Here is a 14,671-nt window from a genome sequence, read left to right as displayed (position 1 = left end):
TTATCTGCCTGTGCTACCAGTTTGGACGGCTGCGTCAATCGTCAAGATTTTCGACGGGCTCGTCTTCGATTTCCGCAATGCGGGTGCCTGCTTTGTTGGTGGTGACAACGTTCAGGGTTTTCAGCTTACGGTGCAATGCGCTGCGTTCCATCCCGACAAAATTGGCCGTCCGAGAGATATTCCCGCCGAACCGGTTGATCTGCGCCATCAGGTATTCCCGTTCAAACATTTCACGGGCCTCGCGCAAGGGAAGTGTAGCATAGCTGTTGGACAACCCTGCCCCGTCCCCACCGCTGCCATTGTCGTTGCCCGGAATTTCGGAGGGCTCAATCGGGCCTTTGTCAGGGCCAAGGATCAAAACCCGCTCAATCACATTGCGCAACTGACGCACGTTTCCAGGCCAAGACATGGTCTGTAACAGCGCTTCGGTCTCTTCGCCCAAAGGCCGCACCGGCAGGCCTTGGGCTGCGTTTAATTCTTCCATGAAATGCTGGGCCAGCATGGCGATGTCTTCGCGGCGGGCTTCTAGCGAAGGCACACTGATCGGCACCACGTTCAAACGATGATACAGTTCTTCGCGAAACCGGCCTGCGGCGATTTCCTGGGTCAGATCACGATTGGTGGCAGACAGCACGCGGATATCCACACGCACTTTGTCAGATCCGCCAACGCGATTGAACGATTGTTCCACCAAGACCCGCAGGATTTTGGACTGGGTTCCGATGGGCATATCGGCCACTTCGTCAAAGAACACGATCCCGCCGTGGGCTTGTTCCAGCAGACCCGGTTCAAAGCCGCGCTCGCCGCCTTCACGGCCAAAAAGAACCTCTTCCATCCGGTCCGGTTCGATACTGGCGGAATTAACGGAAATAAAAGGCGCTTTTGAACGATCCGATTTGGAATGGATATAGCGCGCAGCAACCTCTTTTCCGCAACCGGACGGACCTGTCAGCATCACACGCCCATTGGTTTTGGTAACTTTATCCAACTGGCTTTGCAGATTGCGAAACGCTGCTGAATTGCCCACCATTACCGAGGATGTCACGTCCTTAACCTTAAGCTGGGCATTTTCACGCCGCAACCGCGATGTTTCCATCGCGCGGGCAATCACCACCATCAACTGGTCAATATTAAACGGTTTTTCGATGAAATCATAAGCGCCCTGCTTGACCGCAGCCACCGCGATTTCGATATTGCCGTGCCCTGAAATGATCACCACCGGAATATCGGGATTATCGCGGCGCACCGCTTTCAGAATGTCGATCCCGTCCAAACGGCTTTCTTTCAGCCAGATGTCCAGAATGATCAGATCCGGCGCATCTTTGTTTATTTCGGCGAAAGTATCATCCGAATTGGCCGCCTTACGTGTTGTATAGCCCTCGTCCACCAGAATGTCGGACACAAGTTCACGAATATCTTTTTCGTCATCAACAACGAGAATGTCACCCATATTACCACTCCTGCGGGTCGCCTTTGATCAGGCCACCTTTATATTTTCGTTAACGTTACTCAATTCATTTCCAAATGGCAAAACGATACGTGCCATCGCACCCACCCGTCCCGTTTCAGCATCTGGCCCTTCAAAAACGGGGGCATCCAGCAAATCCAAAGTGCCACCGTGCTCTTCTATAATTTTCTTAACAATTGACAAACCAAGCCCCGTACCGCTGTCGCGGTGGGTCACATAAGGTTCAAACAAACGCGATCTGTTTTCTGCTGGCAACCCCATGCCGTTGTCTTGAATTTCAATCTGTGTGGTGCCGCCTGAACTGTGCACAACAATACGAATTTCGGGCTTAAAGTTTTCTGGCTTTTCATCCATACTATCAATGGCTTCACCAGCGTTCTTAATCAGGTTGGTCATAGCCTGATTGAACATGGTTGCATCAATCACTGCCTGAATTTCATCCGCTTCCATATCCAATGTTAGGTCCGTTGGGCTAAGCGCGGATTGCTGTAGAACCACCACATCGCGGATCAATTTAGCCAGATCATGTTTGCGCCGTTCGGGTTCTGGCATGCGGGCGAATTTTGAAAATTCATCAACAATGCGCCGCAAGTCATTGGTTTGGCGAATAATAACATCAGCGTATTGATTTAAATCTTCTGCTTCCTCGCCCAGCTTGGGGCCGAATTTGCGTTTCATCCGTTCGGCAGACAGCTGGATCGGCGTCAGAGGGTTCTTGATCTCATGGGCAATCCGCCGCGCCACATCGCCCCATGCCGCCATGCGCTGGGCCGACACCAGCGAGGTTACATCGTCAAAGGTCACAACATAGCCCTCCAGCGATCCGTCCTCTGACAGACGCGCGGCCATACGGACCAGCAGAATTTCAGGGCTGCCCGCACGGGTCAGACGAATCTCTTCCTGAGCGACGGTGGCGTTTTGTTCTTCGAGTTTGGCAAACAAGCCAGAGAATTCAGGAACGGCCAAAATCAGTTCCGCATCCGCATCAGCGTCCACATCCAAGTTCAACAGCTTTGCCGCTGCCGTGTTCATCATGGCGATCTGCCCTTCGGCGTTCAGGCCGATCACCCCTGCCGTCACACCGGAAAGAACACTGTCAAACAGACGGCGGCGGCGTTCTGTTCTGTCATTCGCTTCAATCAGGTCATCGTGCTGGCGTTTCACTTGCTGGGTCATTTTGTTAAAAATCCGCCCCAACATAGCGATTTCATCGTCGCCGTCTTCTTCACGCACCTGAACGCCTAAATCCCCCGCCGAGACCCGCTGTACCGCCCCCGCCAGACGCCCCACTGGACGCGACAAACGTTCAGCAAACCACAGGCCCAGCCAAGTGGCCGCAAGGATCACAATCAGTGCAAAACCCATATAGATCAGTGCCAGATCAAACAGCAATTGGTCCCGTTCCTGCTCGCCCTGATTGTACAGAGCCACGGTTTCTTTGGTTTCATCCAGCAGGTTCAGGATTTCCCCGTCCACATTGCGCGACACATAGACATAGCGATCGGGATAGGTGGTCAACCGCACCAGCGCGCGGAATTCATTATTGTCCCAATCCTGAATAACAACGGTTTTCCCCGCCTCGGCCTCTTGCAGGCTGTGTTCGGAAGGGTCTTCAAAATCAAACAGATAGCTGCGTTCACCACGGGCTTTCAGGTTGGCCGCACCGTCAATAACATAGGCCTCCTTCAAGCCCCTCTGGATACGTTGCTGGCCCAAGGTCAGCGAGGAGCGCAGCTCTGCTTCTGCGTTGATCCCCAGAATACGGCGCTGTTGGTTCAGGAATTGCGCCAGCAATTGCGCATCCGCCACAAGATCGTTGCGCTGCTCGTTTTCATAGGCTTGGGCCGCAGCCAAAGAATTGCCCACCACGTTTTGCACGCGGGTGGAAAACCAGTTTTCAAAGCCAAAATTCAGCAGAATTGTGGAAATTACCGCCACCATAACGGTGGGCACCAAGGCAACAAAGGCAAAGACGCCTGACAGGCGCAAATGCAACCGCGAGCCTGCCGTTTGATTGTGGCGGGCGTTAACCATTTGCAAAATGCGTTGCCCGACAAGGGCCGCAACCACTAGAACATAGACAAAGTCACACAGCAGCACAAAGCGGATCAAATCATTGGTCACCGATCCATTGGTGGAGCGCAGCACAAAATAGGTTGTGAACACCAAAGCTGGCGCCAAAAGCGCGAGCGAAATTGCGAATAGAGTCTGGACCTGACGTTTCTTACGCCAAGAATTCAACCGCCGCCAAAGGATCCCTAGATGCATGATTTTGCTGCTCTGCCGTTTCCATTGTGCATCACTTACTGTGGCGGTTTTACATCAACTTCTTGGTCCTTGTCACCTGTATATCGAGCTCTCGGATCTTTTTGCGCAGGGTATTTCGGTTAATCCCTAATAATTCAGCGGTTTTTATCTGGTTTCCCCGTGTCGCGCTTAGGGACAAGGCCAGCAAAGGCAGCTCTACTTCGCGCAGAATGCGGTTATACAGGCCAGGGGGCGGCAAGGCATCGCCGTGCAGATCAAAATACCGCTTGATGTGGGATTCAACCGAGGCAGACAGTTTATCGGCCACCACCGGCTGCCCGCTTTGATCCTGCTGGGACATTTCTTTCAGCGCAGTGGCGACAAATTCATGGGAAATCTCGTCTTCGGGGCACAGAATCACCAGCCGCTGGATGAAGTTCTTTAGCCCACGCACATTGCCCGGCCATTTTGCCAAACGCATCTGATCCATCGCCGATTTGGTAATGGATTTGCGCGGCATACCGTTGTTCGCACAATCTTGCAGGAAATGCAGGCTCAGATCGGAAATGTCTTCAATCCGTTCACGCAATGGCGGCAGGGAAATCGGCATCACGTTCAGGCGATAGAACAAATCTTCGCGAAACAACCCGCCATTGATTAGCGGCAGCATAGGACGGTTGGTTGATGATACAAATCGCAGGCTTTGGGATTGTACACTATCCGATTGGGTCAGCCCCAACAGGTGCAACTGCGCATCTGCGGATAACTCGCTCAACTCATCCAGATAGACAGTGGCACCCTGCCCTGCGTTGGACAGAACCTCTGTATCCAGTTGGTCTGGTGAAATCGTACCGCAGTTGATCCGCACAAACCGCGCACTAGAGCGGTTCCCCAGATCATGCAGCGCACGGGCCAAAAGGTCTTTGCCCGTACCACTTTCGCCTTGGATCAAAACGTTCAGATCGGTGTTCACCACGCGGGCAACGATGCGGTACACCTCTTGCATGGCGGGGCTGCCGCCGATCAGGGGAAGCGTTGTTTCTGGGCTGGGTGACAGTCCTGTTGGGGCTGGCGCGGGTTGGCTGGGATGCCCTGGTCGGTTCAGGGCCTTTGATACTTTGGACAGCAAATCCCGCAGATCAAAGGGTTTTGGCACATAATCAAATGCCCCCGCTTCAGACGCGCGAATTGCCGTGACGACGGTATTTTGCGCCGAAATCACAATCACTGGCAGGTTGGGGCGCTTTTTCTTGATGGCCGGCAGCAGGTCCAACCCGTTTCCGTCTGGCATCATCACATCGGACACCACGGCATCACCCTCGCCTTCTTCGACCCAGCGCCACAGCGTTGCTGTGTTGCTGGTGGCGCGCACCTTACATCCAGCCCGCGTCAGGGCCTGCGTTAATACGGTTCTTATGGTGCGGTCGTCATCTGCGACCAGAACAGTGCCATCCATTACAGTAATCCCATGTTTTCCTGCCACAACGGCAGACGCAAGGTGAAGGTTGTACGCCCGGGCGTGCTGTCACAGTCGATCAGCCCCCCGTGGCCGGTGATTATTTTGGACACCAAAGGCAGCCCCAGACCACTGCCGTTGGATTTGCTGGTGACAAACGGGTCGAAAATCTCGGAAATCAGCGAATCCGCGATGCCGTGCCCATTGTCGGTAATGTCGATTTGTAACGGCAGGTTTTCCGTTCGCTTCCCTGCAACTGCAAATTTCACTCCCGAATTATAAGAGGTCCGCAGCTTGATTTTGCCCCGTGTGCCGTCCACCGCCTCGGCGGCGTTTTTGATAAGGTTCTGAAACACTTGCAGCAATTGATCACTGTCCCCAGCCGCGTCAGGCAAAGAAGGATCATAATCAACCGAGAACTTTACATGACTGGCAAACCCCGCCTGCGCAGCCCGCACAGCGCGGTCCAGAACATCATGGATGTTCACTGCAGATCGCTGCGTGGGCCGATCATCGCCAAAATGTTCCACCCTGTCGATCAATTTGCCAATACGGCGGGTTTCTTCCTGAATAAGTTCGGTCAATTCCCGATCTTCATCCGACGCATTCATCGCCAGCAATTGCGCTGCACCCGAAATCCCCGCCAAAGGATTGCGCAACTCATGGGCCAGCATCGCTGACATGGCAACAACGGACCGCGCCGCTGCCATATGGGTTAAAGAGCGGCTCATCTTTTGGGCCACACCTGTGGGCTGGATGATCAGCAGCAAATCATCCGTATCCCCGCCAAGCGGCCCCACATGCACATTGCACCGCGCGGGTTGCAAATCTGTTAACGCCACATCCACATTATACTGCATCAGCGACCCAGACTTGGCCCGCGCTTGCGCCACTGTGTCAGCGATCACAGAATCTTCACCGAAAACCGATCCTACACTGCGGTTGCGCAGGATTTTGGCCGAGATCTTAACCATTTGTTCGCCAGCCCCATTGGTCTGGCTTAACTGATCTGCGCGATTGAGCACAAAAGCGGGAAACGGCAGATTGGCCCAAATCTGTTCAAAATTCGCAGGCCCTGCGCCGCGCGTTGGGATTCTAGGCAGTCTCATGCGGCCTCGTCTAAGAATTGAAGGGGGAGTTCACGGATCAAGCGGGCCACTTTCGTGTTATCCGCTTCTGTGTAAATACGTTTGCGCAGATCGGCTGGCGTGGGCAAAACATCCATGTACCAACCCAGATGTTTACGGGCGACACGGTTGCCAAGATCAGCGCCGTAGAACCCGAGCATCGCTTGGTAATGTTCTGATATCATGTCCAAAAAATCAGTTCCCTGCGGGATTTCAGGTGTCGCGGCATCAAAAAGTTCGGACGCTATTTTGGCGGGCATCCACGGCCGCCCTTGTGCGCCCCGCCCGACCATAACGCCGTCCGCGCCGGACAGTTTTCCAGCCTGACGCGCGGTTGCCACATCCACAATATCGCCATTGGCAATAACCGGAACGTTGACAGCTTGTTTCACCCGTGAAATCGCCGCCCAATCCGCCTGACCTTTGTAAAACTGGCAACGTGTACGCCCGTGGATGGTGATCATCTGAACCCCCGCCGCTTCTGCCCGCGTGGCCAGTTCCGGCGCGTTCAGCATATCGTCGTCCCAACCCAGCCGCGTTTTCAGCGTCACCGGCACATCAACAGCGGCCACAACCGCCTCGATCAAGCTAAGCGCATGGTCCAGATTTTTCATCAAGGCTGAACCAGAATAGCCGTTCGTGACCTTTTTCGCAGGGCAGCCCATGTTGATGTCGATAATCTGCGCCCCGTTGCCTGCGCATAATTTGGCGCATTCAGACATCCAATGGGCATCTTTACCCGCAATCTGAACCGCCGTATTGGCTGCATCGAATCCCAATTCTGCCCGCGCCTGCGCCGAAGGCTTCTTTTCCATGATTTCCTGACTGGCTACCATTTCGGATACAACCAGCCCCGCGCCAAAGCGGCTGACCAGCGTGCGAAAGGGCAAATCTGTGATTCCCGCCAGAGGGGCGAGGAGCACAGGGGGCGTTATTGCCTTATTTCCGATCATTATTTGGGTCATGCCTCTTTCTTGGGCAATTCGTCGGGAATTGCAAGCGCTACTCAACGGCAACTCCGCCATTGTGACGATTGATTGCTTTGGGTATTGGGGTCTGACACTTAAAAAAGCGGATGGACGCAGAGGTTTTGTCAAAGATATCAGCGGAAATTCTGATCGTCGCCGCAGGGCGCGGCACACGTGCGGGAGGCGGACTCCCAAAACAGTATCGCCTGTTGCGCGGCCTTCCCGTGCTGCATCACACGGTTTCCGCCTGTCTATCCAACCCGCAAATTGCCGCTGTGCGCGTGGTGATTCACCCGGATGATCTGGCCCATTATGACGCTGCAATCACTGCCATTACCGATGGGCGCCTGCGCGAACCGGTTTTTGGTGGCAGCAGCCGCAGCGAGAGTGTTCATCGCGGTCTGGCTGCGTGTGAAGGCAGCCATGTTCTGATCCACGACGGCGCCCGCCCGCTGATCCGCGCAACAGAAATCAATGCGCTGCTGGAACGTCTAAGAACCGACCAAGCCGCATTTCTGGCTGTGCCTGTGGTGGACGCATTGTGGCGCGGGGATGACGGCGCAGCCCATGCCCCGCAGTCTCGCGTGGGGCTGTGGCGCGCGCAAACTCCGCAGGCTTTTCGGCTGGATGATATTCGCGCCGCCCATCTGGCAAATACCCAAGATCTCGCCGATGATGTGGAAACTGCGCGGGCCTTTGGCATCCCAGTTAGCATTGTCCAAGGCACTGAAACTAATATTAAAATCACACAGGCCAGCGATTTTTCGCTGGCGGAACGCTTGATGGGGGACACAATGGATATTCGCACTGGCAATGGCTTTGATGTGCATAAATTTGGTGACGGAGACCACGTTACACTGAACGGCGTGATCATTCCCTTTGATAAAGGATTGGTCGGTCATTCGGATGCAGATGTGGCCATGCACACGCTAACAGACGCAATTTTCGGCGCCTTGGCCGAGGGTGATATCGGTCAGTGGTTCCCCCCCAGTGACCCCCAATGGAAAGGTGCTGCCAGCGATATTTTCCTGCGCAAAGCAGTGGAGCGCGCGACTGAGCGCGGCTTTACAATCACCCATCTGGATTGCACGATTATCTGTGAAATGCCCAAAATCGGCCCCCACACCCTTGCCATGCGACAGAGTCTAGCAGGGATTACGGGGATTGATCTTGATAGGATCAGCGTGAAAGCGACAACAACAGAACAGCTTGGCTTTGCCGGGCGTAAAGAGGGAATTGCAGCGCTGGGCACTGCAACTTTGGTGAAAATATGACTCGTTTTTTAACCACTTGGTTCTATTCGGGGCTGCTGCCTTTTGTTCCGGGCACATGGGGATCCGCCGCCGCCCTGCCCTTTGCCGTAGCGTTGCACGCGATCGGCAGTTTTCCGCTTCTGATGTCGGCCACCGTGGTGGTATTCTTCGTCGGCTGGTGGGCCACAGCCCAAGAAACCCGCGGTAAAGAAAACCACGACCCCGGTGAAATCGTCATTGATGAGGTGGCAGGGCAATGGTTGACCCTGATTCCGCTGTCCTATGTGCTTTGGTCCCACGACAGCGCTGTAACGATTCTGCCCTGGCCGGGGCTGGTGGGCGGTTTCATCCTGTTCCGCCTGTTTGACATCCTCAAACCCTGGCCTGTCAGCTGGGCCGATAAAAAATCCACCGCCTTTGGTGTGATGTTTGATGATATTTTGGCTGCTATCTACGCGGGCTTACTCCTTAGCCTGACAGGCTACATCGCCCACGGCGGTTTTTCATGACCCTGCCCTTTAATCTTGCAACGCAAACCCTGATCACCTGCCGTGCCAGAGGCGACTTGGTTGCCACAGCCGAAAGCTGCACAGGTGGGCTGGTTGCGGCCAGCCTGACTGCCATTGCAGGGTCATCAGACGTGGTGGATCGCGGCTTTGTCACCTATTCTAACGGGGCAAAAATGGACATGCTGGGGGTGAGATCCGCCACGCTAGACGCTTATGGCGCGGTTTCTGAACAGGTTGCCGCTGAAATGGCCGCAGGCTGCCTTGCCCATTCTGCCGCCAGCATCGCTGTCAGCGTCACGGGGATCGCAGGCCCTGGTGGATCAGACCATAAACCCGAAGGCCGCGTCTGTTTTGGACTGGCAACCGCCACATCTACCCTTACCTGCACCAAAGAGTTCGGCGCCCTTGGACGCGATGATGTGCGCGCAGCCGCCACAGAATTCGCACTATCAGCCCTGCGCGATCAAACGCTTTAATTGGGCGCGAACGCCAGCTCTCTTTGTCGGCTAAATACCTGAAAAGCGGCGTTTTTAGCCTGCGTCGCGCCCGTAAAGATCATCTGCCCGCGCTTCAAAAGCCCGCACAATCCTGCGCATGGCTTCGTTGAAAACCACCCCAATTACGGCTTGTAACATGGCGGATTTGAATTCAAAATCCACGAAAAAATCCACCTCGCAGCCGCCGTCGGGCAAGGCCGTGAACCCCCAATGGTTGTTCAGATACCGAAACGGCCCGTCCAGATATTCCACATCAATTTTGCTGTCATCGGGATAAAGCGTCACCCGACTGCCGAATTGTTCGCGGAACACTTTGAACGAAATCACCAGATCTGCGTCGATCACCTCGGTTGCGGCGACCTGTTTGCGTGCGCGAATCCGTGCGCCCGCACACCACGGCAGGAATTTCGGATACGATCCCACATCGGCAATCAGATCATACATCTGTTGCGCGCTATAGGGCATTTGGCGGGTTTCACTGTGCTTAGGCATTAGGGCGTTTTACGGTGGTGCGACGAAGGCGTCACTAAGATTGTTTGTCGCGGGTGCTGACAATTCCGATCTGGCAGCTACATTGGCCGCCCAGACAGATCAAACAGGGAATCGCCTGATGGACCACAGCAACTATGTTATCGACCAGCTGATTTCGGCTAAATCTATTGCCGCGCGGGTCGAAGCCTTGGCTAAGGATATTTCCACCCATTTTGCCGACACCGATAAACTGGTGGTTGTGGGTTTGTTGCGGGGCAGTTTTGTGTTCATCGCCGATTTGGTGCGCGAGTTGGATTTGCCTTGCGAAGTGGATTTTCTAGAAACATCCTCTTACGGGAATGACATGCAATCCTCCCGCGAAGTGCGTATTCTCAAAGACTTACGGGGCGAAATTGAAGGGCGTGATATTCTGGTGGTCGAAGACATCGTCGATACGGGGCACACGCTGAAACATGTGATCGGCCTGCTGCAATCCCGCAATCCTGCACGGCTAGAAGTCTGCGCCCTGCTGGATAAACCCTCGCGGCGCGAAGTGGATGTGAAAGCCACATGGACAGGGTTTGAAATTCCCGATGAATTTGTGGTGGGCTACGGCATTGATTATGCGCAACGAAATCGAAATCTGGCCTATATCGGTGCGGTGCGGTTCACTGATCGCTAAGCTGGCCTGCCAGAAGGTCTTGCTTGCTGGCCAAAACCTCTGACAGGAACCGGCGACAGGCCACAATACGCGGCACGCTGTCCAGATCCCGGTGGTTTGCGACCCAGACACCCACATCCATTTTGTCAAAGAACCCTGTGACCAGTTTCAGCCCGCTGGATGGCGGCACAACGCAACAAGGCAGAATCGCCAGCCCCAGTCCAGACAGGCACAACTCGCGCAGACTAATGAAGCTATCGGCAGCGAAATTCACGTTGGCCGGATCAACATTGGCCTGCTGCCAGACCCCGGCGGGTGATCGCAAGAGCGGGCCTGACCCCGTAAGCCACTGGTGTTGCGGATTTCTATTTCGGCTTTCAAGGTAGTCTTCATGGCCATAAACCGCAAAAGCCAGTTTTGCCACCTCGGCCCCCACCAGATCATCTGACAGCTTTTCTGCAGGTCGAATGGTCACTTCGGCGTCCAACTGCCCAAAGTTCAGCCGCGAATTTGAGGCGAGTAATTCAAGCGACAGATCAGGATGGTGCTGACGCAACTGCGCGACAATTGGCGGTAAAACAGTAGAACACAGGGAATCCGTTGAGGTGATTTTAACAGGGCCGCGAATCCCCGCGCCCTGCCCCAAAACCGCACGCTCCGCTGCCTCAAACGCGGTGCGCAGGGTTGCAAGCGCCTCGATCAACCCCGCCTGATCCGCCCGCAGCCGATAGCCGTGACTGTCCCGATCAAACACGCGCACGGCGTAACGGTCCTGAAACCCGGTGACACGGCGCAACACTGTCGCATGATTCACCCCAAGAGCCCGCGCAGCCGCATTCAACGAGCCGTGTTCCACCACGGCCAGTATAAATCGGTAATCATCCCAGTTTTCTATGTGCATGGTTCAAACTTCCTAGTGCATTTTTGCACAGCCGGCTCTCAATTAATTGTGAGTTTCTTTTATTTACGCACAGGCTAGAGTGGTTCGAAATCAACCGAAGGGAGCCTTTTATGAGAGCCATCTTAGCAACGACCGCCGCAGCTATAGTTCTGACAGCAACAAGTTTCGCCCCTGCACAGGCCAATGAGGCCGCAATCAAGGCCCGTCAGTCCTTGATGCAGCTATATGCGTTTAACTTGGGTCAATTGGGCGCAATGGCCAAAGGCACCACAGACTATAACGCCGAAGCAGCCCAAGCCGCTGCAGACAATCTGCTTGCAGCCGCCAGTATGAATCAGATGGCCATGTGGCCAGAGGGCACAGATAACGAAGCCATGGCTGGCAAAACTGCAGCCCTGCCAGCGATCTGGACAACCTACCCCGCGATTGCCGAAAAAGGCAAAGCACTGGTGGATGCCGCCACCACAATGGCGGGTGTTGCGGGCACTGATCTTGCATCCCTGCAAGGCGCAATGGGTGCTGTTGGCGGATCATGTGGCGGATGTCACAAAACCTTCCGTGCGTCTGATAATTAAGACGTTTCAGGCAACGGCGGCTTTGGTCGCCTCTGCCAGACGGCCTGCAAACCAGCTTTGGTAGGTCAATATCAGGATGTAGGGGATCAGCACGCTCGACACAGTCAGCGTGCTGATTGCTAAGATCTGTGCGATTATCCCAAATCCCGTTTGAACGGCCAAAATTTGCACCCCGGAAAATGCCGCCAGTGGAAAACAGAAAATCCCCCAATTGGGCGACCAGCCTCCTTGGGTCATCCAACGCACAAAGGGCAACAATGCCGCGCCAACCACTGTGGCGCCGATCCAGACAGGCATGAAATATTCCATACCATTCAGGTTATAGATCCCCAAAGCGGCAACAGAGGGCGGCACCAGAAAGACAGCATAGCTGCTGCGGTGCAGCGGTTGCACCCCGTGCCGCGCGGCATTCCACAAACACATTGCCAGAATGACTGCCGAAGCCGGAATGGAAAGCCCCAGAATGATCTGGCTGAACAGTTCATAGCCCAATTTCGGGGCAGCTAAAGTTGCCACCAAAATCCCTGCTGCGGGCAACAGGATTACCGGATTGAACTGGCGCATGGTGTTTTCATGGCGCAGCACAATCAGCGCGATACAGGCCACATAAATCCCGTGCAACCCCAGCGACATCCACCAGACCAAAAACGCGCCCAGACTGGTGTAGGGCAGCAAATAAGCTGCCATTGCCATGGCACACATGGACCCCGCTGAAACCGAACCTCTGGCTGGATCAATGATCAACTCGTCCCACAACACACTGGGGCGGATACATAATTTTGCCACATAACTGCTTAACGTGATCAGTAGAATGACGGTGGCTATTAAACCCAGAGCCTCCCCGATAGCGGTTGGAACATCCCAAACCTGCGCCGCGCGACGCCACGCCAATGCCAAGCCGAACAGCCCGAGCAAACTGGGGAAAAGGGCCGGCGGAGTGCGCCGCCAGAAGTGATTGAATAAAGCCATGATGTTTTTATTGCAGTGAACGGCGCCATAGGCCATCCATAAATGATGTTTTTGAACCAAAGGAGCGGACGATGGCGGATCATGGCTATAACAGCGGGCGGTTGAACCTACCATTTGTGGGAATCGCTACTTTCGCCAAGAAACCCTATGTTGCAGATTGGAATGCGTTAGCGGCAGATGTGGCCATCATTGGCGCGCCCTATGATTTTGGCGCGCAATATCGCTCTGGTGCCCGTTTTGGCCCCCGAGCCGTGCGCGAGGCCTCGACCCTGTTTTCCTTTGGTCATGCAGGGGCTTATGACCATGAAGACGATGTGACCTATCTGGGGTCTGATGTGCGCATTGTGGATATGGGGGATGCGGATATCGTCCACACGGATACCATGCAAAGCCATGCCAACATCGAATACGCCGTGCGCAAAGCACTGGCAGCCAAGGCTTTACCTGTCACAATTGGGGGGGACCATTCGATCAATATCCCTTGCATCAACGCCTTTGACGATCAGGGAGACATTCACATCCTGCAAATCGACGCCCATCTGGATTTTGTCGATGAACGCCACGGGGTGCGGTTTGGCCATGGCAATCCAATGCGACGGGCGGCGGAAAAGGAGTATGTCACGGGTCTGTCGCAGTTTGGAATTCGCAACGTTAGTTCCACTGCAAAAGAAGGGTATGAAGCGGCGCGAACCATGGGGTCTGACATTTTATCAGTGCGTCAAATCCGCAAGATGGGGGTCGAGGCGGCAGCGGCGCGGCTTCCAGAAAAATCACGGGTTTATGTGACCATCGACATCGACGGGTTTTGCCCTTCAATCGCGCCCGGAACAGGCACGCCAAGCCATGGCGGGTTCCTGTACTACGAGGTTCTCGAAATCCTGCAACATGTGGCGCAAAACCATGAAGTTGTGGGGATTGATCTGGTGGAGGTTGCCCCTGACTATGATCATACGGGCGGTACAGCTATTCTGGCGGCGCAGCTGTTGTTGAATTTTCTGGGATTTATTTTTCATGCCCGTGCTTAATGTGCTTGGTTAACACGCAGGGGGGATGGATCTGTTGGGGGACAGATTGTGTTGAACTGTTCGTTACGAGTATTTGGGGAACATTGAAGGCGGTTTTGCTTTGGGATTGAGGTTTTATGGGTCAGACAGCGCGGCAGATTATTGAGACTTTGGGGTTGCAGCCCCACCCCGAAGGCGGCTGGTACGCCGAGACATGGCGTGCGCCGACCCAACCCCGTGCTGCGGGGACGGCGATTTATTTTCTGTTAGAAGCGGATCAAATCAGCCAGTGGCATCGCATTGACAGTGCAGAAATCTGGCACTGGTATGCGGGTGCACCGATGGAATTGCATATCCATGATCTGGGCAAGTCCGAGGTTCAGGTATTGGGCAGTGATCTGGCAGTAGGCCAGCGGCCTCAGCTAATTGTACCGCAACGGGCCTGGCAAAAGTCAGTGCCCCTTGGGGGCTGGGTTTTGGTCGGGTGTACCGTGTCGCCTGGCTTTCGTTTTGATAGATTCGAACTGGCGCCCGAGGGGTGGTCGCCTTAGTCCATCAAAAGGCG

Annotated in this window: 15 protein-coding genes; 7 read left to right on the top strand and 8 right to left on the bottom strand. The window is 54.7% G+C overall.

The genetic code is table 11. The features are described 5' to 3' along the window. Positions 1–34: 34 nt before the first annotated feature. From GGE09_RS11675 to dusB, 5 genes are read right to left on the bottom strand one after another with little or no spacing between them, the layout of a single operon-like run. Entirely contained in the window at positions 35–1,450 is a 1,416-nt protein-coding gene (locus tag GGE09_RS11675; RefSeq protein ID WP_309746311.1) for a sigma-54 dependent transcriptional regulator, read from the bottom strand. A gap of 27 nt (positions 1,451–1,477) precedes the next feature. Next, entirely contained in the window at positions 1,478–3,736 is a 2,259-nt protein-coding gene (locus GGE09_RS11670) for a PAS domain-containing sensor histidine kinase (RefSeq protein WP_309746310.1), read from the bottom strand. Between the two features lie 49 nt (positions 3,737–3,785). Beyond that, entirely contained in the window at positions 3,786–5,171 is a 1,386-nt protein-coding gene (locus GGE09_RS11665; RefSeq protein ID WP_309746309.1) for a sigma 54-interacting transcriptional regulator, read from the bottom strand. Next, on the bottom strand, positions 5,171–6,280 hold the full coding sequence (locus tag GGE09_RS11660) for an ATP-binding protein (RefSeq protein ID WP_309746308.1): 1,110 nt from the start codon (positions 6,278–6,280) through the stop codon (positions 5,171–5,173). Before GGE09_RS11660 ends, GGE09_RS11665 begins: the two co-directional genes overlap by 1 nt. Continuing rightward, a complete protein-coding gene (dusB, locus tag GGE09_RS11655; protein WP_309746307.1) occupies positions 6,277–7,263 on the bottom strand; it encodes a tRNA dihydrouridine synthase DusB in 987 nt (328 codons plus the stop codon). Before dusB ends, GGE09_RS11660 begins: the two co-directional genes overlap by 4 nt. 125 nt (positions 7,264–7,388) lie before the next feature. Here dusB and GGE09_RS11650 point away from each other — a divergent pair, with 125 nt between their 5' ends. The 3 genes from GGE09_RS11650 to GGE09_RS11640 are packed head-to-tail and all read left to right on the top strand — an operon-like array spanning position 7,389 to position 9,504. Next, positions 7,389–8,540, top strand: coding sequence for a bifunctional 2-C-methyl-D-erythritol 4-phosphate cytidylyltransferase/2-C-methyl-D-erythritol 2,4-cyclodiphosphate synthase (locus tag GGE09_RS11650; RefSeq protein ID WP_309746306.1), 1,152 nt, complete (start codon positions 7,389–7,391; stop codon positions 8,538–8,540). Then, positions 8,537–9,028: a phosphatidylglycerophosphatase A gene (locus GGE09_RS11645; protein ID WP_309746305.1), complete on the top strand. Its 492-nt coding sequence runs from the start codon at positions 8,537–8,539 to the stop codon at positions 9,026–9,028. The genes GGE09_RS11650 and GGE09_RS11645 overlap by 4 nt, the downstream gene beginning before the upstream one ends. Then, a complete protein-coding gene (locus tag GGE09_RS11640; protein WP_309746304.1) occupies positions 9,025–9,504 on the top strand; it encodes a CinA family protein in 480 nt (159 codons plus the stop codon). Before GGE09_RS11645 ends, GGE09_RS11640 begins: the two co-directional genes overlap by 4 nt. Positions 9,505–9,558: 54 nt before the next feature. Here GGE09_RS11640 and GGE09_RS11635 read toward each other — a convergent pair whose 3' ends face one another. Further along, positions 9,559–10,017: a type II toxin-antitoxin system RatA family toxin gene (locus tag GGE09_RS11635; protein ID WP_309746303.1), complete on the bottom strand. Its 459-nt coding sequence runs from the start codon at positions 10,015–10,017 to the stop codon at positions 9,559–9,561. Positions 10,018–10,135: 118 nt separating this feature from the next. Between GGE09_RS11635 and hpt the strand changes: the two genes are divergently transcribed. Next, positions 10,136–10,678 (top strand): hypoxanthine phosphoribosyltransferase, encoded by a 543-nt coding sequence (gene hpt / locus GGE09_RS11630; protein WP_309746535.1) that lies wholly within the window; start codon positions 10,136–10,138, stop codon positions 10,676–10,678. Here the strand turns inward: hpt and GGE09_RS11625 are convergent. Continuing rightward, positions 10,665–11,558 (bottom strand): LysR family transcriptional regulator, encoded by an 894-nt coding sequence (locus tag GGE09_RS11625; protein ID WP_309746302.1) that lies wholly within the window; start codon positions 11,556–11,558, stop codon positions 10,665–10,667. The genes hpt and GGE09_RS11625 overlap by 14 nt on opposite strands. 110 nt (positions 11,559–11,668) lie before the next feature. Here GGE09_RS11625 and GGE09_RS11620 point away from each other — a divergent pair, with 110 nt between their 5' ends. Continuing rightward, entirely contained in the window at positions 11,669–12,133 is a 465-nt protein-coding gene (locus tag GGE09_RS11620; protein ID WP_309746301.1) for a cytochrome c, read from the top strand. 6 nt (positions 12,134–12,139) lie between these two features. Here GGE09_RS11620 and GGE09_RS11615 read toward each other — a convergent pair whose 3' ends face one another. After that, entirely contained in the window at positions 12,140–13,102 is a 963-nt protein-coding gene (locus GGE09_RS11615) for a hypothetical protein (RefSeq protein WP_309746300.1), read from the bottom strand. A 71-nt stretch (positions 13,103–13,173) separates the two neighbouring features. Here GGE09_RS11615 and speB point away from each other — a divergent pair, with 71 nt between their 5' ends. Together speB and GGE09_RS11605 are read left to right on the top strand one after the other, a co-directional pair. Then, positions 13,174–14,127: an agmatinase gene (gene speB / locus GGE09_RS11610; RefSeq protein ID WP_309746299.1), complete on the top strand. Its 954-nt coding sequence runs from the start codon at positions 13,174–13,176 to the stop codon at positions 14,125–14,127. A gap of 116 nt (positions 14,128–14,243) precedes the next feature. Next, a complete protein-coding gene (locus tag GGE09_RS11605; protein ID WP_309746298.1) occupies positions 14,244–14,657 on the top strand; it encodes a cupin domain-containing protein in 414 nt (137 codons plus the stop codon). Positions 14,658–14,671: the final 14 nt, after the last annotated feature.

It is taken from the genome of Roseobacter sp. N2S (assembly GCF_031454055.1).
Lineage (GTDB): Bacteria > Pseudomonadota > Alphaproteobacteria > Rhodobacterales > Rhodobacteraceae > Amylibacter.
Note: the sequence above shows the minus strand (reverse complement) of the source record. Positions and strands in the feature narration are given on the sequence as shown.